At 35.6% G+C, this 20,614-nt stretch carries 21 protein-coding genes and 1 tRNA gene; 17 read left to right on the top strand and 5 right to left on the bottom strand.

Going from position 1 to position 20,614, the window contains the following annotated elements; translation table 11 throughout:
• Positions 1-12: 12 nt before the first annotated feature.
• On the top strand, positions 13-426 hold the full coding sequence (locus tag QRY57_RS21140) for a Fur family transcriptional regulator (RefSeq protein ID WP_026589911.1): 414 nt from the start codon (positions 13-15) through the stop codon (positions 424-426).
• A gap of 97 nt (positions 427-523) precedes the next feature.
• Here QRY57_RS21140 and ispG read toward each other — a convergent pair whose 3' ends face one another.
• The 3 genes from ispG to QRY57_RS21125 form a co-directional block, all read right to left on the bottom strand.
• Positions 524-1,621: a flavodoxin-dependent (E)-4-hydroxy-3-methylbut-2-enyl-diphosphate synthase gene (gene ispG / locus QRY57_RS21135; RefSeq protein ID WP_161785268.1), complete on the bottom strand. Its 1,098-nt coding sequence runs from the start codon at positions 1,619-1,621 to the stop codon at positions 524-526.
• A 164-nt stretch (positions 1,622-1,785) separates the two neighbouring features.
• Complete coding sequence (locus QRY57_RS21130) at positions 1,786-2,133, bottom strand: hypothetical protein (protein ID WP_208018168.1); 348 nt, start codon at positions 2,131-2,133, stop codon at positions 1,786-1,788.
• Positions 2,134-2,198: 65 nt separating this feature from the next.
• Positions 2,199-2,966: a DUF1189 domain-containing protein gene (locus tag QRY57_RS21125; RefSeq protein WP_286016029.1), complete on the bottom strand. Its 768-nt coding sequence runs from the start codon at positions 2,964-2,966 to the stop codon at positions 2,199-2,201.
• 490 nt (positions 2,967-3,456) lie between these two features.
• Here QRY57_RS21125 and QRY57_RS21120 point away from each other — a divergent pair.
• The 14 genes from QRY57_RS21120 to QRY57_RS21055 all read left to right on the top strand — a co-directional run bounded on the left by QRY57_RS21120 (position 3,457) and on the right by QRY57_RS21055 (position 17,649).
• Positions 3,457-3,530, top strand: a tRNA-Ile gene (locus tag QRY57_RS21120).
• Between the two features lie 226 nt (positions 3,531-3,756).
• Entirely contained in the window at positions 3,757-4,368 is a 612-nt protein-coding gene (sodA, locus tag QRY57_RS21115) for a superoxide dismutase [Mn] (RefSeq protein ID WP_026589915.1), read from the top strand.
• Between the two features lie 136 nt (positions 4,369-4,504).
• Positions 4,505-5,782, top strand: coding sequence for an MFS transporter (locus tag QRY57_RS21110; RefSeq protein ID WP_286016028.1), 1,278 nt, complete (start codon positions 4,505-4,507; stop codon positions 5,780-5,782).
• Between the two features lie 109 nt (positions 5,783-5,891).
• Positions 5,892-7,988: a peptidoglycan D,D-transpeptidase FtsI family protein gene (locus QRY57_RS21105; protein ID WP_286016027.1), complete on the top strand. Its 2,097-nt coding sequence runs from the start codon at positions 5,892-5,894 to the stop codon at positions 7,986-7,988.
• 314 nt (positions 7,989-8,302) lie between these two features.
• Positions 8,303-9,220, top strand: a complete 918-nt coding sequence (locus QRY57_RS21100; RefSeq protein ID WP_286016026.1) for a PstS family phosphate ABC transporter substrate-binding protein — start codon at positions 8,303-8,305, stop codon at positions 9,218-9,220.
• 27 nt (positions 9,221-9,247) lie between these two features.
• Positions 9,248-10,198, top strand: a complete 951-nt coding sequence (pstC, locus tag QRY57_RS21095) for a phosphate ABC transporter permease subunit PstC (protein WP_286016025.1) — start codon at positions 9,248-9,250, stop codon at positions 10,196-10,198.
• A gap of 1 nt (position 10,199) precedes the next feature.
• Positions 10,200-11,066 (top strand): phosphate ABC transporter permease PstA, encoded by an 867-nt coding sequence (gene pstA / locus QRY57_RS21090; protein ID WP_208018173.1) that lies wholly within the window; start codon positions 10,200-10,202, stop codon positions 11,064-11,066.
• Between the two features lie 21 nt (positions 11,067-11,087).
• Positions 11,088-11,903, top strand: coding sequence for a phosphate ABC transporter ATP-binding protein (gene pstB, locus QRY57_RS21085; protein WP_286016024.1), 816 nt, complete (start codon positions 11,088-11,090; stop codon positions 11,901-11,903).
• A gap of 93 nt (positions 11,904-11,996) precedes the next feature.
• A complete protein-coding gene (gene phoU, locus QRY57_RS21080) occupies positions 11,997-12,653 on the top strand; it encodes a phosphate signaling complex protein PhoU (RefSeq protein WP_208018174.1) in 657 nt (218 codons plus the stop codon).
• Between the two features lie 386 nt (positions 12,654-13,039).
• The gene (locus QRY57_RS21075) at positions 13,040-15,394 is read left to right on the top strand and encodes a sugar phosphate nucleotidyltransferase (protein ID WP_286016023.1); all 2,355 of its coding nucleotides are present in this window, start codon (positions 13,040-13,042) and stop codon (positions 15,392-15,394) included.
• A 70-nt stretch (positions 15,395-15,464) separates the two neighbouring features.
• On the top strand, positions 15,465-15,614 hold the full coding sequence (rpmG, locus tag QRY57_RS21070) for a 50S ribosomal protein L33 (protein WP_001265618.1): 150 nt from the start codon (positions 15,465-15,467) through the stop codon (positions 15,612-15,614).
• Positions 15,615-15,767: 153 nt separating this feature from the next.
• A complete protein-coding gene (locus tag QRY57_RS21065) occupies positions 15,768-16,346 on the top strand; it encodes a 5-formyltetrahydrofolate cyclo-ligase (RefSeq protein WP_026589924.1) in 579 nt (192 codons plus the stop codon).
• Between the two features lie 101 nt (positions 16,347-16,447).
• Entirely contained in the window at positions 16,448-16,648 is a 201-nt protein-coding gene (locus QRY57_RS21060; protein WP_286016022.1) for a YqgQ family protein, read from the top strand.
• A gap of 20 nt (positions 16,649-16,668) precedes the next feature.
• On the top strand, positions 16,669-17,649 hold the full coding sequence (locus QRY57_RS21055; RefSeq protein WP_026589925.1) for an ROK family glucokinase: 981 nt from the start codon (positions 16,669-16,671) through the stop codon (positions 17,647-17,649).
• A 132-nt stretch (positions 17,650-17,781) separates the two neighbouring features.
• Here QRY57_RS21055 and QRY57_RS21050 read toward each other — a convergent pair whose 3' ends face one another.
• The gene (locus QRY57_RS21050; RefSeq protein ID WP_026589926.1) at positions 17,782-17,955 is read right to left on the bottom strand and encodes a DUF2759 domain-containing protein; all 174 of its coding nucleotides are present in this window, start codon (positions 17,953-17,955) and stop codon (positions 17,782-17,784) included.
• A 169-nt stretch (positions 17,956-18,124) separates the two neighbouring features.
• On the opposite strand from QRY57_RS21050, the gene QRY57_RS21045 reads away from it, so the two are divergent.
• Complete coding sequence (locus QRY57_RS21045; protein WP_026589927.1) at positions 18,125-18,754, top strand: MBL fold metallo-hydrolase; 630 nt, start codon at positions 18,125-18,127, stop codon at positions 18,752-18,754.
• 14 nt (positions 18,755-18,768) lie between these two features.
• Positions 18,769-19,875, top strand: a complete 1,107-nt coding sequence (locus QRY57_RS21040) for a class I SAM-dependent methyltransferase (RefSeq protein WP_286016021.1) — start codon at positions 18,769-18,771, stop codon at positions 19,873-19,875.
• A gap of 147 nt (positions 19,876-20,022) precedes the next feature.
• Here QRY57_RS21040 and QRY57_RS21035 read toward each other — a convergent pair whose 3' ends face one another.
• Positions 20,023-20,313, bottom strand: coding sequence for an ArsR/SmtB family transcription factor (locus tag QRY57_RS21035; RefSeq protein ID WP_000894376.1), 291 nt, complete (start codon positions 20,311-20,313; stop codon positions 20,023-20,025).
• Between the last annotated feature and the right edge of the window lie 301 nt (positions 20,314-20,614).

Below are 20,614 nucleotides of genomic sequence, written 5' to 3'. Positions count from 1 at the left end.
GTAGGGATAGTTATGAATCTGACAGAAGCTTTACGCCTTATGAAAGAAAAAGGCTATAAACATACTGGAAAAAGGGAAGAAATGTTGCGGTTATTTGCGGCTCATAATCGTTATTTAACCGCAAAGGACGTTTTAGAGCATATGAAGGATGATTATCCAGGACTAAGTTTTGATACAATCTATCGTAATTTAACGGTATTTGCTGAAATTGGTGTTTTAGAACAAACAGAACTAAATGGGGAGAAACATTTCCGATTTACATGTTCAATTATGGAACACCATCATCATTTTATTTGTTTAGATTGTGGTGGGACAAAAGAAATTACTTCTTGTCCAATGGATTTTATGAATAAAGATTTTAAAGGGTATGAGGTAACGGGGCATAAGTTTGAAATATATGGTCGTTGCCCGAAGTGTACAAAATAAAGGCTCGTCAGTTTTGAAACTGACGAGCTTTTATTTTTAGTTTCACTACTAAGGTATAATAAAAAGGCTGCTGGTAATATCCAGACAGCCTTTTTTATTATTGCTCTTGTTTTTCTTTTTCTTGATTCGCAGCCATTTCAGCAGCAATTACATCAATTTCTTTTTTGAGTTCTTCTACCATTGTTTCTTCTGGTACTTTACGTACGACTTTTCCTTTACGGAATAATAAACCTTCTCCACGTGCGCCAGCGATACCGATATCAGCTTCACGAGCTTCACCAGGTCCGTTTACTGCGCATCCAAGTACAGCGACTTTAATCGGTACTTTCAGTGTAGAGATATATTCTTCTACTTCATTTGCGATGCTGATAAGGTCAATCTCAATGCGACCGCATGTTGGGCAAGAAATAAGTGTTGCAGCGTTCGATGCAAGACCGAATGATTTTAACAATTCACGAGCAACTTTAACTTCTTCAACAGGATCAGCACTTAATGAAATACGAAGTGTATTTCCGATACCCTTACTTAAGATCGCACCCAGACCAGCGGCGCTTTTTACTGTCCCAGCAAATAGTGTTCCAGATTCTGTAATGCCTAGATGTAATGGATAATCAAAAGCACGAGCTGCTTTTTCGTATGCTTCAATAGCTAAGTTAACATCAGAGGCTTTCATCGATACGATAATATCGTGGAAATCTAAGTCCTCTAAAATTTTAATGTGATGCAAGGCACTTTCAACCATACCATCAGCAGTAGGATAGCCATATTTTTCTAAAATGTGGCGTTCTAATGAGCCAGCATTTACACCAATACGAATTGGAATACCGCGTTCTTTCGCTGCATTTACAACAGCTTCTACTTTATGGCGACGGCCGATGTTTCCTGGATTGATACGTACCTTATCAATGCCACCTTCAATTGCTTTTAAAGCAAGACGATAATCAAAATGAATATCAGCAACAAGTGGGATGTTAATTTGTTTTTTAATATCAGCAATCGCATTTGCTGCGCGTTCGTCTGGGACAGCAACGCGGACAATTTGACAACCCGCTTCTTCTAACCGTTTGATTTCAGCAACGGTTGCTTCTACATCATGCGTTTTCGTTGTTGTCATACTTTGTATAATTAATTCATTATTACCGCCAATTGTTAAATTACCGACTTTAACAGGACGTGTTTTTGTACGATGAGTCATTTCATTCACGAATAGATCGCTCTCCTTATAAAAGAAGTTTCTTATTTTTCCTTCCATATCAAAAATAGTATATGTGATATGGAACGATAGAAACCTATATGCTCGGTTTCACTTTTACTATTGTATCAGCGCCTTTATGTAATTGACAAGGATTAAGTGATGATTCACTGATATAACGGGAATTTGTAAGATTTCCCGATTTGAATTTTTGTAGAAGATGTATTTGTATTTAATTGTTTAAAATCATCGATTACATTTTCAATAGAAGGAATCTTTTTCTTGTTAATTGCTTCTGTAATGGATAAAACAGTATCTCCTGTTTTTACTTCAATTGCTTTATATTGTATATTTGTTTCTTTTTTGGATTTTGTATCTACGTTTTCTTTTTTTACAGTTTGAGTAGCTGTTGTTTTTTTGTATGAACTTAACATTGGTAAAGTACCAATTTTTATATCATAATAAAACACGTAACCGAGAACAAGCACAAGTAAGAGTGCGCTAAGTCTCTTCATATTCCTCACTCCTTTGTTAGGAAATATATGCTTGTCCAAAAAAAAAATGCCAAAATGGCATTTTTTTATAGTTCGTGTTTTTCTTTAGGTTGTGGTATTTCTTTAATTGTTAAGTACAGAACAATTAAAATGATAGCAGTGTATAGAAGGAATGACCATGGTACATTTACCTTTAGTAAATCCATAATCATAAAGAAAATTGTCGGGATTGTATAGCTGTAAGCTGTTAATGTCCAAACTTGTTTGTAAGATAATTTTCGTTGACCAACCATGGCTGAACCAATGAAGGCTAAAATTGTTGTGCCTAGGAACGAAATAAATAATTGGATCAAGTAAATGGCTATTCCAACGCCGAACATGAGAAACGGATAAATATTATCAATGGCTGATACAATATTCTGTATATCTTTTTTCTCAAATGTACCATTACCGAAATCGCTATAAGACTGAATTTGTGTTTGGTTGTTATTAGTAGATACAACTTTATCTTTTAAAACGAATACACCTTGTTTATTTGCATATGCATTTGTATCTGTCGCATTAGGGTCAAATACGAAAACAAAATTCCCATCTTCTTTTATAATGGGTTCTTTGATGTCGGCATGAAGTTCACCGTTTTCAATTTTAAAATTCGGAAGGTCCTTTTCAATTGATTGGTGTACAGTAGAAACGACATCTTGTACGAAATTTCCAAATGTAAAAGTTTTTGGAATCGTTGCAATTAAACATAATAACATGATAAACAGAATTGTTTTCCCGATTTTTTGAAAACGAAAAAGTGCCATGTCTTTTGGCGAATATAAACTTTTTACTAGCTGCGTAAATATGGACATGTATCCACTTCCTTTGCTATATGTATGAAAGATTGATGCATAAAATCATTGTAACGTACGAATCTGGAGAATCACAAGCTATATCACACGAAATAAGGTTAATACTTCAGTAATTTGGCTATATAGAGAGGAATTGCTACTAATAAAATTTTTCTTTATATGGGAGAGATCATCCGGCTATGCATAGAGGCGATCACATTCTTTTCTTGCCTTGTACGAAGGGAGAAAACGAGTGTAGGTTACTTTTTGTCTCTCGTAGCAGGGGGGATGTCGAAAAATCAAAATGGATTCATATAATTATTCGCTTGCAGTAAGATAGCTCTTTAAGATTCGAAAAGGTAAAAATACAATTGACACTTTTCTTTTTTATATGGTAAATTTATCTTACATTTCTTAATCGATATATCTTACGATTTTTAGCTTTTATGAATGTTCAGTGGAGATTTGGTGGTACAATCTCAAATTTAGCCACCGCTGTATACATAATTCTGGACCCTTAGCTCAGCTGGTTAGAGCAGACGGCTCATAACCGTCCGGTCGTAGGTTCGAGTCCTACAGGGTCCATATCCATTTCATATGTTTATCATGTAGACAAGAAGCTTCCTTAATAGAAGGAAGCTTTTTTGACGAAATATATGAGCATTTTGTTTGAAAAGAAATGGGAATTTTGCTACGTTATTGATAGCAAGACAATGTGATTTAATTTGTTTTCACCCTATTGTAAATAGGGTAAAATGAAGTTGTATGCCAAGTGATTTTAGGCAATACATAAAATGGGAGGAATGTAACAATGGCGAAACATGAATTACCAAATTTACCTTATGCGTATGATGCTTTAGAACCTCACTTTGATAAAGAAACAATGAACATCCATCATACAAAACATCACAATACTTACGTAACAAACTTAAACGCTGCATTAGAGGGTCATGCAGAACTAGCTGACAAAAGTGTTGAAGAATTAGTTGCAAACTTAAACGAAGTACCAGAAGCAATTCGTACTGCAGTACGTAACAATGGTGGCGGACATGCGAACCACACTTTCTTCTGGACAATTCTATCTCCAAACGGTGGTGGACAGCCTGTAGGTGAACTTGCAGCAGCAATTGAAGCGAAATTCGGTAGCTTCGATGCATTCAAAGAAGAATTCGCAAAAGCTGGTGCAACTCGCTTTGGTTCTGGTTGGGCTTGGTTAGTAGTAAATAATGGTGAGCTAGAAGTAACAAGCACTCCAAACCAAGATTCTCCTTTAACAGAAGGTAAAACTCCAGTTATTGGTTTAGACGTTTGGGAACATGCTTATTACTTACATTACCAAAACCGTCGTCCTGACTACATCGGTGCATTCTGGAACGTTGTAGACTGGAACGCAGCTGAAAAACGTTACCAAGAAGCTAAATAATATCGCGTATTCCGTTTCATATAAGTCGATATTGAAGAAGCTAGGGGAATATTCTCCTAGCTTTTTTGTATGCTTTCTTTTACATAATTGCGTCGGTCTTTGGAAGACTAGAACATGAAGTAAAGGAGAGTTATATATGAAGTGGAAACATGTAATTGGCGATGTCGAGGTGAACCGTGATTTAATATTGTTACTTGTTATGGGGGGATTATACACGCTCGCGATATCTTTATCCAACACGTTTGTTAACATTTATTTATGGAAGCAGACACAAAACTATGTGAACCTTGGTTTGTATAATTTAGCAAGCGTTGTTTTGCAGCCATTAACATTCCTTTTTGCAGGGAAATTGGCAAAGCGGATAGATCGTGCTATTTTACTGCGAGTAGGAGTTGGAACATTAGCGACTTTTTTTATTGTTGTTTTGCTTGCAGGAACGCATGCCTCACATTACATTTTATTACTTGGTGGTCTTCTTGGAATTGGATATGGTTTTTATTGGCTTGCATTTAATTTGTTGACGTTTGAGATTACGGAACCGGAAACGCGTGATTTTTTTAACGGTTTTCTTGGTCTTCTAACATCTTTCGCAGGAATGATTGGACCAATAACAGCAGGATATACAATTTCACGTATGGAAAAGTGGAGCGGCTATACAGTCATCTTTTTTCTTTCATTAACTTTATTTGCGATTGCTGTTGTTATAAGCTTCTTTTTATCGAAAAGAGAATGCGAAGGGCGTTATGAAATTGTTCAAGTTTTGAAAGAGCGGAAGATTGATAAAAACTGGGGAAGGATTACACGCGCACATTTCTTTCAAGGATTAAGGGAAGGAACGTTTGTTTTTGTTATTTCTGTATATGTCTATTTAGCATCAGGAAGTGAATTTGCATTAGGGAAGTATAGTTTAGTCAATTCCGCTGTTTCATTTGTATGTTATTACTTAGTTGCACGTATGCTAAAAAAGGAATGGAGAAAAAAATCGATTTTACTTGGTGGAATTATTTTGTATGCCGTTGTATTTTTGGTTATTTTTCATGTTACATATGTAAAATTACTCATTTATGCAGCATGTATCGCTATTGCGTATCCAATTTTGCTCGTTCCATACGGTTCTATGACATATGATGTAATTGGAAGAGCAAAGCAGGCGAGAGAGTGGCGTGTTGAGTATATTGTTGTACGAGAACTATGGCTGAACGGCGGGAGAATATGTTCCATTTTAAGCTTCTTATGTGCAGTATCATTTTTTGCGCCAGAAAAAAGCTTACCTGTTTTATTATGTATTCTCGGCGCTGGACATTTACTTATTTATTTTGCTGTTAAAAATGTCAAATATGGGGAAGGAAATCTAAATAAGACAAGGGTTCCAGCACCTGAAACAACACAAAATCATACTGAACGAGAAGGTTAACTTCTTCCGAGTTTTATGCTAGAATAAAAAGACATGTAAAACAGCAGTGAGGACACCTGTAACAAGGTGTCCCTTTCCTATTACATAGCTGTTGGTAGAGGGGGTTCGTATGAGTAAAAAGAAGAAAAAAAAGAAGACCCACGTTCCGTTCCGGCTTAACGTGTTGTTTTTTTGTGTGTTTTTAATGTTTTCAGCGATTATTGTAAAGCTTGGAATGGTACAAATTGTACATGGTGAAGATTATAAAAATGAGGTTGAAAAAAAAGAGAACTCAACAGTAAGTAATCCGGTTCCACGCGGGAAAATCTTTGACAGATATGGTCGACCGGTTGTGGACAATAATCCAGTTCGTACAATTACGTTTACAAGAATGAAAGGATCCACTTCGGAAGAACGTTTAGAGACAGCGAAAAAACTTGCTAAGCTAATAGAAGTATCGCCGGATAAACTAACAGAACGTGATAAAAAAGATTATTGGCTTTCTTTACATGAAAAAGAAGCAAAAGAAAAGATTACAAAGAAAGACCAAGCAGAATTTAAAGCAAAGAAAATTGATGATAAAGAAATGGCAGAGCGTCAGCGTAATCGCGTGACAGAGGAAGAAATAAATCAATTAACAGCGGAAGATTTAGAAATACTTGCGATTAAGAGTAAAATGGACGGCGGATATGCAATGACGCCGCAAATTATAAAAAAAGATGTAACACCACAAGAATATGCAATTATCAGTGAAAATTTAGCGTTGTTACCAGGTATAGATACGACAGTTGATTGGGACCGTAAATACACTTATGATGACATGTTCCGCAGTGTACTTGGTGGTGTAACAAGCTCAGATGAAGGATTGCCAAGGGAAAGACTAGATTATTTCCTTGTTAGGGACTATAACCGTAATGACCGCGTCGGTAAAAGTTATATTGAACAGCAATATGAGGATACGCTTCACGGTACAAAAGCAGAAGTGCGAAATATTACAGATAAAGACGGAAATATTTTAGAAACGATAAATGTATCTAAGGGGCAACGAGGAAATGACCTAAATTTAACAATTGATATGGAATTGCAAAAACGTGTAGAAGAAATTCTTGAAGAGAACTTAATGAAATATCAAGGTGCAGAACCTCTCTTAGATCGTGCATTTGTTGTGATGATGAACCCGAAAAATGGCGAAGTGTTATCTATGGCTGGAAAACAGCTCGTAGAAGAAGATGGAAAAAAAGAAGTGAAAGACTATGCATTAGGAACAATGACAAGTTCCTATCCGATGGGTTCAACTGTAAAAGGTGCAACAGTGCTTACTGGATATCAAACAGGAGCAATTCAACCTGGAACAGTATTACTAGATGAACCAATTAAATTAAAAGGTACACCAATAAAATCTTCTTGGAAAACGATGGGCTATATTGATGACCTTACCGCTTTGAAAATGTCATCTAACGTATACATGTTTAAAACAGCCATGAATATTGCTGGAGTACCATATGTTAGAGGTGGTACATTAGATATTAAGAAAAAAGCATTTGAGGATATGCGTTATTATTTCAGTCAGTTTGGTCTTGGAGTGAAAACAGGTATTGACTTGCCGAATGAAACAGCAGGACTTAAAGGTCCAGAATATACGCCTGGTTTCTTATTAGACTTAGCAATTGGACAGTATGATAACTATACACCACTTCAGCTTGCACAATATGTATCTACAATTGCAAACGGTGGTTATCGTATGCAACCACAAGTTGTAAAAGAAATCCGTCAACCAACCTCGAAACCAGATGAAGTTGGAAAAGTAATTGAATCGATGGAACCGAAAGTATTAAATCGTGTTGATATGCCTGAAGAACAAATTAAGCGTGTGCAAGAAGGATTTAGACAAGTGTTCAATGACCAGGGGGGCACTGGGACAAAATACTTTACTGGTGCACCATATAAAGCTGCTGGAAAAACTGGAACAGCTCAGATACCTTACGGCGGTGATAAAGCAATAGGAAGAGATGCAAATGGTCAGCGCAAAATCATTTATAACTTAACGTTAGTAGGTTATGCACCGCTGGATAATCCAGAAGTGGCGTTCTCCGTTGTTGTTCCATGGGTACATGATGATAAAACTGGTATTAATGGATACATTGGTCGTGAAATTATGGATGCTTACTTTGAATTGAAAAAACAAGAAGTTACAGGGGAAGCACCGAAGAGTAAAGAAGAAGAATAAAAATATGTGAATTTGGCACACTATCTCAAAAGATAGTGTGCTTTTTTTTGTATTTTATGCATAGAGTTTAGTAATTGTGGACGAGCATATCATATATACAAAATTCGGTGCTGAAAAATGAACTTTCTCATAGTATGGCCGGTCATATATTTACTTTTGAGAAAAGAAGTAAATAAGAGAAAGGAGCATCGTATCCTTCACATTAAGTTGAACTTTACAAAACTTTTACAAATTATTAAAACCGAATTAATAGTTAGGCAGTATTCTTATATCTGTAATCCTGTTACTTCGGGATACTTCTAGGAGGACTACACGTGAAGTGGACAAGAAAATGTATCAAGATTTTATCAATATCGACATGTTTTATGTTTTATAATGTGTCTACTTCATCCGCTGCTAATGATGTGAGGGAAGTGAGAGTTGATGGATCCTCAACCGTCTTTCCTATTATGGAAGCGATAGCGGAAGAATACACAAAAAAAGAACCACGTGTAAAAATTTCTATTAGTATATCTGGGACAGGAGGAGGATTCCATCGTTTTGGAAAAGGTGAAGTGGATATAAATAATGCTTCACGTAAGATGAAACAAGTAGAAGAAGATTTTATGAGAAAAAACTCCATCCAGTTTACACCATTTGAAATTGCTTATGATGGCCTCACAATCATTGTGAATCGTCAAAATACATGGGTAGATAATATGACAATAGAAGAATTACGTCTATTATGGAGTGAAAATGGGAAAACGAAACGATGGTCACATATTCATCCGAAATGGCCGCATGAAGAGGTACAATTTTATGCACCAGGTGTTGATTCGGGTACTTATGATTATTTTCAAAGTGTTGTCCTGCAAGACAACCGCCTTGCAAAAACAACTTCTTTATCTGAAGACGATCAAGTCATTATGCAAGGGGTAATGAATGATAAAAATGCAATTGCATTTGTGGGATACGCGTATTATATGGCAAATCGAGATAAGGTAAAAGCTATAAAGGTAAACGGTGTACTACCAACGAAAGAAACCATTCAATCTGGTGTTTATAAACCATTGTCTAGGTCACTGTTTGCTTATGTAAATCATGCTTCGATTCGAAATAAAAGTAGTGTGGCAGAGTATATGACATTTATGATGCAACATGCGGGTAGTCTTGCTGAAGAAGTCGGATATGTTAAGTTACCGCAAAAGAAATATAGTGAACAGCTGCGAATGTTAACAGAAATAAAAAGATAATGTCAGGGTGGAAAGGGGTTTTCATCTTTGGCTCGAAATGACAAAAGTCAAATTACATTTTCTGTGCAACATTTGATTGAAAGAAATACAATCAAAAGAAAGAAAACGCAGCGAATCAATCAAATAGTTCCATTACTATTAAAGGCAATTGCTAGTGTATCTATTATAACAACGATCGGCATTATCGTTACGCTAGCGAATGAAACGATTATGTTTTTTCGTGAAATACCAATGTATTCTTTTTTCACTGAAAAAGAATGGTTACCATTTTTTGAAGAACCTAAGTTTGGGATACTTCCTCTTATATGTGGGACCGTACTTGTAACAACAATTGCGATGATAGTAGCTATTCCAATTGGATTAGGATGTGCCGTATTTTTAAATGAATATGCTTCACCCTTTGTTAGAAAAATACTAAAGCCTATTTTAGAGCTATTAGCAGGTGTTCCTACAATAGTATATGGATTTTTTGCTTTAACAATCGTCACACCGGCCTTACAGCGTGTCATTCCAGATTTACAGTTCTTTAATGCAATTAGTCCAGGCATAGTTATAGGGATTATGATGGTCCCGACAATCGCTTCGCTTTCTGAAGATGCGATGAGGGCTGTATCTAAAGGAATAAAAGAGGCTTCGCTTGGGCTAGGGGCAACGCGTTTTGAAACTGTGCGAAAGGTTGTGTTTCCAGCGGCGTTTACCGGTATTATGGCTGCAATCCTATTAGCGGCTTCACGTGCGATTGGTGAAACGATGATTGTTGTCATTGCTGGAGGTTCAACTCCAAATGTATCGATAGATCCGACGCATTCGATTCAAACGTTAACGGCTTATATTGTGCAAGTAAGCTTAGGTGATGCTCCCCATGGAACGACCACGTACTACAGCATGTACGCTGTAGGAGCGACGTTACTCATGTTTACATTCATGATGAATATAATTTCGCAGCAGATTATGCGCCGTTTTAGAAAGGCGATATAAGATGCGAATGCTGAATCATGAGAAAATAAAAGAAAATATGGTAATACGTTTTTGGAAGGATCAAATATATAAGTCAATTTCTTATATGACAATGCTATTCTCTATTTGCATACTAATTTTATTACTGTATCAAATCTTTGAAAAAGGTGTAAGTTACCTTTCGGTAGATTTTTTTATGAACTTTGCTTCACGTAATCCAAAGCAAGCTGGTATTGCCGCTGCATTGTCAGGAACAATTTTATTTATGAGTATAGTAGTGCCGGTTTCCTTTGTATTTGGAGTAGGTACAGCTCTTTATTTAGAACATTATGCAAGGCAATCTGTATTCACAAGAATTGTAGAATTAAATATTCAAACATTAGCAGGTGTGCCATCGGTTGTGTTTGGATTGCTTGGTTTAACAATTTTTGTATACGGTCTTCAGTTAGGAGAGAGTATAATAACCGCAGCGTTTACGATGAGTCTTCTTGTATTACCAACTGTCGTTGTATCGAGTCAAGAAGCGATTCGTATGGTGCCGCGTTCTCTGTTAGAAGCTTCGTATGGCATTGGTGCTACAAAATGGCAAACAATGTATAAGATTGTATTGCCAACTGCCTTGCCAGGAATTTTAACGGGATGTGTTTTGGCCTTATCGAGGGCAATTGGAGAAGCAGCACCACTATTAGTCATTGGAGCGCTTGCTTTCGCTAATTATATCCCACTTAACATGTTTGATAGATTTACAGTTTTACCGATTCAAATTTTTAATTGGATGAGTAGACCGCAAGAGGAATTTCAGCATGTAGCAGCAGCCGGTATGATTGTTTTATTAGGATTGTTGCTTATTATGAATGCGGTTGTCTTATGGTTACGAAATCGTAAGTAGTGGATGAAAGGGGAATTCAAAATGGTAGCAACAGTAGTAAACGTACAGGTGAAAAATGAAACGAAAGTTGAATCAGCGACGAAGAAGATTGTATTCGATACAAAAAACTTAAACTTATGGTATGGAGAAGATCATGCGTTAAAAGATGTTAATTTAAGTATTCATGAGAATGAAGTAACGGCAATTATTGGGCCGAGTGGTTGTGGAAAATCAACATATTTAAAAACATTAAATCGCATGGTAGAACTCGTACCTATCGTTCGCACGACGGGAGTCATTGAATATCGAGATCGAAATATTTTTGATAAGTCATATCCCGTTGAAGAACTACGTACGCATGTTGGAATGGTATTCCAAAAGCCGAACCCATTTCCGAAATCTATCTATGAAAATATTGCTTATGGTCCAAAGATTCATGGTATTCGTGATAAGAAAACACTTGATGAAATTGTTGAAAAAAGTTTACGTGGTGCAGCGATTTGGGATGAATTAAAAGATCGATTACATGATAACGCATATGGTTTATCTGGTGGACAACAACAGCGTTTATGTATCGCACGTTGTTTAGCAATTGAACCGGATGTAATTTTAATGGATGAACCGACATCAGCATTGGATCCGATTTCTACACTAAAAGTTGAAGAATTAATTCAAGAGTTAAAGAAAGATTTTAGTATTGTCATTGTAACGCATAATATGCAACAAGCAGCACGTATCTCTGATAAGACAGCTTTCTTCTTAAGTGGTGAGGTTGTTGAATATACAGATACAAACAAATTATTTACGACACCTACAGATAAACGAACAGAAGATTATATTACAGGACGATTTGGTTAATATGATCAGAGCAGCTTATATAAGAGTAAATGTCCCTCTTAAAAGGGGCATTTATCATTTTTTATGTATGTAATAAATAAAGGGGGAAGAAACATGGTAAGGGAGCAATTTCATTATGATCTACAAACATTGCAGCAAAAGGTAATTGAACTTGGAGAATTGGCAGGAGAAGCTCTTTCTCGTTCTATGGAAGGGCTTCAGAAGAGAGATGTAGAAACGGCGTTGGAAGTCATTGATGGTGATTATCGCATGGATAATTTAGAAGAAGAAATTAATGACCTAGCACTTATGTTAATTACAAAGCAGCAACCTGTTGCAAGCGATTTGCGAAGAATTTTTGTTTCGATTAAAACAGCGACTGATTTAGAGCGTATTGCAGATCATGCCGTAAATATTGCTAAATCAACAATTCGGCTCGGAGAAAAAGATGTATCTGTCAGTTTGCACAATCTAGGAGAGATGTTTACGATTGCTACGGATATGTTAAATTTATCGTTAGAAGCATATCAAGAAGAAAATTTAACCTTTGCAAAACAAATTGCGGAATTGGACGATTCTGTTGATGAAATATATGGGAGAGCGATTCGAGAATTTATTTCCTCTATCCCTGAACATCCTGAGGCGATTACGCAAATTACACAATTATCTTTTATTGCACGTTACATTGAGCGTGTAGCAGATCACATTACAAATATTGCCGAGAATGTTTTTTATTTGGTGAAAGGGAAACATTATTTGTTAAATGAATAGGAAGAAAATATCAGCAAGTGATGAGATATCGCTTGCTTTTTTAGTCAAAACATGACAAAAAAGGCTCGTTGTCTTGTTTTATTTATGATGATAAGATGTATCATAATGCGATATGGAAAAATGAAACAATATAGGTGGTATTTGTTTATTTGGCTGTTATAGGAGAGTAAAATTCTTACTACTTAGTAAAGCCCGATTTGTGAAGATGAATAATTAGTGAAGGAGGAGAATTGATTGAAGTTTCGCTTTATGATTTTCTCTTATTAAATTAATAAGTAAGCGCTTACTATTAATTATAATGAAGTGAAAAGGTTAATTTCTACATAAGTGACATACATATGGTATACAAGATCGTTCAACATTATAAAAGTGGAGGATGAATGTATATGAAGGGGGTTATTTTAGCTGGAGGGAAAGGAAAGCGTCTTAGACCGTTAACATGCAATCTTCCAAAGCCGATGTTACCATTACTTGAAAAACCAGTTATGGAATATAATATTGAGTTACTAAGGCGGCATGGTATTCATGAGATTGCAATTACAGTTCAATATATGGGTGCGGCTATTAAGAGATATTTTGGTGATGGGAGTAAATGGGGAGTAAAGTTACACTACTTCGAAGATTCACCACCACTTGGTACAGCAGGGAGTATTAAGCAAGCAGAATCGTTTTTAGATGAGCCATTTGTTGTAATTAGTGGAGATGCATTGACAGATTTTAACTTGTCGAAAGGAATTGAATTTCATAAGTGTAGGGGTAGACTAGTTACGATGTTCGTGAAGGAAGTGGAAAACCCACTGTCATTTGGTTCAGTTGTTATGAATAGAGAGCATGAAATTATGCGTTACATGGAAAAGCCAAGTTGGAATGAAGTTATTTCCAATATTGTAAATACAGGAATTTATATTATGGACCCCGGAATTTTTTCTTATATTTCATCAGCACAATTTTTTGACTTTAGTCAGCATGTATTTCCACAGTTAGAAAATAAAAAAGTGCTTTTTGGATATGAAGCGGAAGGTTATTGGTTAGATATTGGTACGTTAGATCAATATCGGCAGGCTCAGTTTGACTTACTTACAAAGAAAGTACGGGTACCGATTTCTTATACGGAAGTACTACCAATGGTTTGGATGGGAGAAGGAGTAACGATTGAAAAGGGAACAAAAATACAAGGACCGTCTTTTATCGGAGAAGGGGCAACTATTGGGGCAGGGGTGATCATTGATCCTTATTCAATTATCGGTAAGCAATGCACTATATCGGACCGCGCGAATCTTCAAAAAAGTATTATTCTTGCTCATACGCATGTAGGAAAACGTTGTGAGCTATTAGAGGCTACCGTTGGAGAAAACACAATGATCAAAGATGATGTTACTTTATTTGAGAAAAGTGTGGTAGCAGATCATTGTCAAATTGGAAAAAATACAGTGATACAACAAAATGGAAAACTATGGCCGGGTAAAGTTATTGATAGTCACTCGATTATTGCTTCGTCAGGAATCACTGAAAATGAAAAAACATCAGGTTGGTTACAAAAAAGTAGGGTGGTCGGCAGAGGGAATATAGAAATGACACCTCAATTTGTTGTAAAAGTAGCAATGGCATATGGTTCTCTTTTTTCGAAAGGGGAGCGCATATTAGTTGGAGGATATAGGGATGTAGAAATTGATATGTTTAAAAAGTTATTTCTACATGCAATTCATGGGGTTGGCTTGTATACGATGGAATGTCAAGAGATGAACGATTCGGCTTTTCGATATGCAATTCATGAGTTCGGGTGTACCGGGGGCGTTTTTATTCACTTTGAACAAGAAGAAGGAATTGTCATTCAACTCTATGGTAAAGAAGGTATACGGCTATCGTATAAACAACAAAAAAAATTGGAACACTCGTATACGTCAGAAGCATTTCATTACGTGTATGATAAAGAAATAGGACGAAATGAAACGGTACATATTTGTTTAGAAAAATATGTTGAATCTGTTTTAGCGTCTTTAGATATCGAAACGATACAGAAGCAAACATTTCACCTTCTTATTAATAAAAGAGATGAAATGTTTCAGTCCCTACTTATATCCTTCTTGCAAAAGCTAGGTTGCACAATTACATGGGTTCATGCTAGTGAAAAAAAAGAACATGTTAAATTGTTAATGAAATCAAGTAGGGCTCATATGGCTCTTATGTTTTATGAACAAGGGAATAATTTTGAATTATACGACAATTATGGTAGTATTTACCAAAGTGTAAATTGTGAAGAAATCGACGTCCCTGATTTATTACTTGAGACAACAGAAAGTGTTTATCCATTATCATTAAAATTAGGAGAGTGCTATCTTCTTTTTTATATGTATGGTGAACAAAGTGAATCTCAGATGAGATGGCAGCAAGATAGTTTATATCGAATTGGAAAATTATTCGAACTAATTGCTCGGCAAGGAAATACATTGTTGACGATGTTAGAGCAATCGCCACCCCTTTACTTATTATGTGATGAAGTTGTTTGTTCGTGGAAAGAAAAAGGGAAAGTAATGGGAATGTTATTGCAAGATATGGAAAAAAGGGAGGTCGAAGTATTAGAGGGAATTCAATTTAAATATACGGAAAAAGAGTGGTCTTATATTGTTTCTGATGCAAAACATCCCAAATTTCTTGTATATTCACATGCGAGAAATCCAGTAATAGCAAAGGAAAATATGAAAACTCTTATAGAAAAGATTAGACAATATCAAAAGGTGTAGAATTTTTGTTTTAAAAGTGGTATTATAGTATAGTCTGATTTAAGTTATTAGTGACTGGAGGGAAATAAGAATGCGTGTGAATATTACTCTAGCATGTACAGAATGCGGAGATCGTAACTATATCTCAAAGAAAAATAAACGTAACAACACGGAGCGCCTTGAGCTTAAAAAGTATTGCAAGCGTGACAAGAAGTCTACGTTACACCGTGAAACAAAGTAAGCAGTAGGAATATTTCCTACTGTTTCTTTTTTTTTGCAGCTCTTATAGAAAAGTGATGATCCACGAAAAAAATGATAAACTGTTCACAAGAACGTAATTCATTTTGCGATAATTTAAAAACGAGTAAGGATTACTTTATAGGGGGAAGAGCGTGTGAAAGAGGAGAAGGTACGTTTACGTAAGAAAATAGTAGAAAAAATGAATTCTTTATCGAAAGAACAGCACAAAACTTTATCAGAACAAATCGTATTTTCTTTATATAAACAAAAAGAGTGGAGAGAAGCGAAAACAATCGGAATTACTCTTTCGATGGAACATGAGGTTAATACATATGTAATTATCGAACAAGCATGGCGAGAAGGAAAAAAAGTCGTTGTTCCAAAGTGTAATCGAGAGACAAGAACAATGATCTTTCGTCAAATAACAAATTTTGATCAATTAGAAACAGTGTATATGAACTTGCGTGAACCCATTCCTGCGCTAACAGTAGAATCAGAAGCAAATGAAATTGATCTTCTTTTTGTACCTGGAGTTGCATATACAAGACGAGGGGAACGTATTGGATACGGCGGTGGTTATTATGATCGCTATTTGTTGCAGTATGAAGGGAAAACGCTATCATTAGCTTTTGATTTTCAACTTGTAAGTTATATTCCAACAGAGCCATTTGATCAAAATGTACAAAAAATTATTACAGAAAAAGAAACAATTGTTCAAAATGAACTTGTATAGACAAATAAAAATTGACGAGGCTTTTTCTTGTTGATTATAATAAAATATGTGAACGTTTTCTTATTATATTTCCATAATAAGTGGGCATAGAGGGTGATAAAATGATATCAATTTATGATATTCAGCAATTGCTAAAAAAATTTGGAACAATCATTTACACAGGTGATCGAATCGCTGATTTACAATTAATGCAAGATGAGTTGCGGGAATTAGATCAATCACAGCTGATTGAGCCAAAAGACTATCAAACAGCTTTATTTTTATTGAAGCAAGAGATTCAAAAAGAAATGAGCAAGAATTAGATAAAGGTAGGTTAGCAAATATGGAAGAAAAGTGGTTAGTTGGTGTTGACCTTGGTGGGACAACGATTAAATTAGCATTTATTAATGTGTACGGTGAAATTTTACATAAGTGGGAAATCCCAACGAATACAAGTGAGCAAGGCAAACATATTACATTAGATGTAGCGAAAGCAATTGATAAAAAGTTAGAAGAATTAGAAGAATTAAAGAGCAAGTTAATTGGTATTGGTATGGGTGCGCCTGGGCCAGTGCATGTCGCTTCTGGTATGATTTATGAAGCAGTTAATTTAGGTTGGAAAAACTATCCATTAAAAGATTTATTAGAAGTAGAAACAGGCTTACCTGTTGTAGTTGATAATGATGCAAATTTAGCAGCGCTTGGTGAAATGTGGAAAGGTGCTGGTGAGGGAGCGAAAGATCTTGTTTGTATGACACTTGGAACTGGCGTTGGCGGCGGTGTAATTGCAAACGGTGAAATTGTGCACGGTGTAAGTGGTGCTGCTGGTGAGATCGGACATATTACAGTCGTAACAGAAAATGCATTTCCTTGTAACTGTGGAAAATCTGGATGTTTAGAAACAGTGGCTTCAGCAACAGGTATCGTACGTGTTGCTATGCAAAAATTACAAAATACAGATGAACCAAGTGTACTTCGTTCAATGTTAGAAGAAGAGGGACGTATTACATCTAAAGATGTATTTGAAGCACTTGGAAAAGGTGACGCTTTAGCGGAACAAGTTGTAGAAAAAGTAGCTTCTTATTTAGGATTAGCTGTAGCGAATCTTTCTAGTACGTTAAATCCAGAAAAAATTGTAATTGGCGGCGGTGTATCTAAAGCTGGTGATGCATTGTTACAACCAATTCAGCGCTATTTTAAACAGTATGCATTTTCACGTGCTGCTAAGAGCACGAAGTTAGCGATCGCAAGGCTTGGTAATGATGCTGGTGTAATCGGCGGAGCTTGGCTTGTGAAGAAGTATAAATATGAAGTTATGAAATAAAGAATAGAATCAGTGAGGCTGAATGAAAATTAAGATGAGGCTACTGATGTTTATATGATAATGAGAAGAGGAAGGGGGAGTCCCTTCCTCTTTTTATGCAAAATCTTGATGGAGAATAGAACTGTAAGTGAATTAATGAGCTGGTGGGTATCCGCTATTAAGGACAGTCATAAACGTAAACCATCCGAAAACAAGTACAGTTGCAACAGCGAAGCCGCCTGCAAGTAGATTTTTTTCACGTAACGTTCTAAGAGTGGCGAATACAGCTAACAGAGTGACTAGCGCAAAAATAATAACAAGACCCATATATGATCCCCCTCTGCTCTCTCATTCTTTCGTTTGAGTTTTTTAAATATTTGTTCTTTTTTATTGTACATGTTTTAGAAATGATTGTCGAGATAGCACCGTTTCTTTTCCTGAGGGGAAGAAATGTTGTATCATAAAAGTAAGTTTAACAACTGGAGGAGATTTAAAAATGAAATGGATACAAATGCCGTTAGGACCATTACAAACAAATGCCTATATTTTAATCAATGATCAAAAAGAGTGTATTATTTTTGATCCAGGTAGTGAAGGAGAGAAGCTTGTAACGTATTTACAAGAAGAACAATTAAAGCCGCTTGCAGTTTTATTAACGCATGCTCATTTTGATCATATTGGTGCAGTCGATGAAGTGAGGGAGGCTTTTCATATTCCGGTATATGTACATAAAGAGGAAGCAGATTGGTTAGGAGATGCGACTGTCAATGGTTCACAAATTTTTATGATGAATCGAAGCATTACAGCAAAACCTGCTGATCAAATCATTAAAGGAGAAGGAACTTTAACAATTGGATCTTTTACATTTGAAATGTTTGAGACGCCAGGGCATTCTCCGGGTAGTATTTCATATTATTGTAAAGAGGCAAATGCTATATTTTCAGGAGATGTATTATTCCAAATGAGTATTGGTCGAACAGATTTACCAGGTGGAAGTTTTGCAGAATTAATTGGGAGCATTGAAGAAAAATTATTTGTACTGCCAGATGATACAGCGGTATTATGTGGACATGGTCCAGAAACAAATATCGGTTTCGAAAAAGAAAATAATCCATTTTTACAATAAGGAGCTATACGGGGATGGAGTTCGTTTTAAGAAAATGGATGGAAAAAGAAAAGGATTATTCGATTTCATATAGTACATATATGAACCTTGCACTATATGATGAAGATTGCGGATATTATATGAAAGAACGTGAGAAAATCGGAAGGAATGGAGACTTTTTTACAAGTAGTAATATTTCTTCTGTATTTGCAAAGACATTTGCACGTTTTTTTATCCGTCTTGTTGAAAATGGAGAAATCCCTCCAAATATTTGTGAAATTGGTGGAGGAACAGGAAGATTTGCTTATGCTGTTTTACAAGAATGGAAACACCTCTCTCCAGAGACTTTTATAGAGTTACGGTATTCTATCGTTGAAGTAAGTTCTTTCCATAGAAAAGTACAAAAACATCAACTTGATTCATTTTCAAATGTTTCGCAGTACAAATCCTATGAGGAGTTAGGTGAGTCTTTTACAGGAGTTGTTTTTTCAAATGAATTGTTTGATGCATTTCCTGTTGAAGTAGTTGAGAAGCGAGATAGTATTTTGTATGAAGTACGAATAACGTATACAGATGAAGGAAAACTTACAGAAGTATTAAGGCCGATAGAAGAAAGAGTAAGTAGTTACCTTCGAAGGCGTCATATTCAACTTTCTGATGGGCAGCGATTTGAGGTACCAATAGCAATGGAAACTTATTTGCAAGAAGTTGCAAAATGGTTCGAGGAAGGCTTATTTATCACAGTTGATTATGGATATACGAAGGCGGAGTGGATGCATCCTGCTCACCATGAAGGGAGTATAAGGGGGTATTATAACCATAGGCTCATCCGAAATCCTTTGAAGTATCCAGGAGAAATGGATATAACAGCACATATTCATTGGGATGAATTGAAAGAAATAGGAGAAGAGAGTGCTCTGCATACAGTGTGGCATACGAAACAAAGGGAGTTTTTACTTGCGGCAGGTATATTAGAACAACTTGCTATTCATCAAGATTCCGACCCTTTTTCTGAGAAACAGAAGCAAAATCGGGCGATTCGTTCTATGATTTTACATGGAGGGATGAGTGATGCTTTTGATGTTGTTATACAAAAAAAAGGAATGTCACATTTTGATTTAAAGCAGTACTTACATATATAGAAAAAACAAGACACAGAATAATTCTGCGTCTTGTTTTTTGATACGACTTTAGGATATGTAGTATTGTATATTTTCTCTCATGATATATATTTATATTAAAGATATGAGATAGAAAATATAGAATACGCCCTTTTTGTTTGGTTACCTCTAACCTAGTAATACACGAACAAGTTGAATGATTGTTTCATTTTCTACTTTGTAGTAAATTTCCAATCCTTTTCTCTCACTAGAAACAATTTTAGCGCTTTTTAATTTTGCTAAATGCTGTGAAATTGTGGATTGTGGCATATTTAAGCCTGTGTACATTGTCGAAACATTGCTCGGACCGCGTTCGATTAATCCTTTTACAATACATAAACGAACAGGATGAGCAAGAACTTTCAATAATTCTGCATTATTTTCGTATAGTTCCAATTCCTTTTGAAAGGTTTCTAACATGTTTTTTCCACCTCCATGCGAGCTGTTATACCCATACTATACATACCAAAAATCTAAAGAAAAGAAAATAGTTGTTGCAAAAAAAATGTTCTACAGTAAAGAAATTGTAAGAAAAGAGACCATGGTGTAAATAACTTTGCTAAATTTGTACGTTTTGTAACACGATGTTTTTTGTTGAAAATCACAATATGTTTGAAGATACAGATACATTTATAACACGATTTTATCATGAATTTTTTGTTCTTTCAAATGAATATACAAAATTTTTAAAATAATAAGAAAAAGGATTTTGTATGTTTTT

It is taken from the genome of Bacillus arachidis (assembly GCF_030285945.1).
GTDB lineage: Bacteria > Bacillota > Bacilli > Bacillales > Bacillaceae_G > Bacillus_A > Bacillus_A arachidis.
This window is presented reverse-complemented; position numbering and strand designations above follow the sequence as displayed.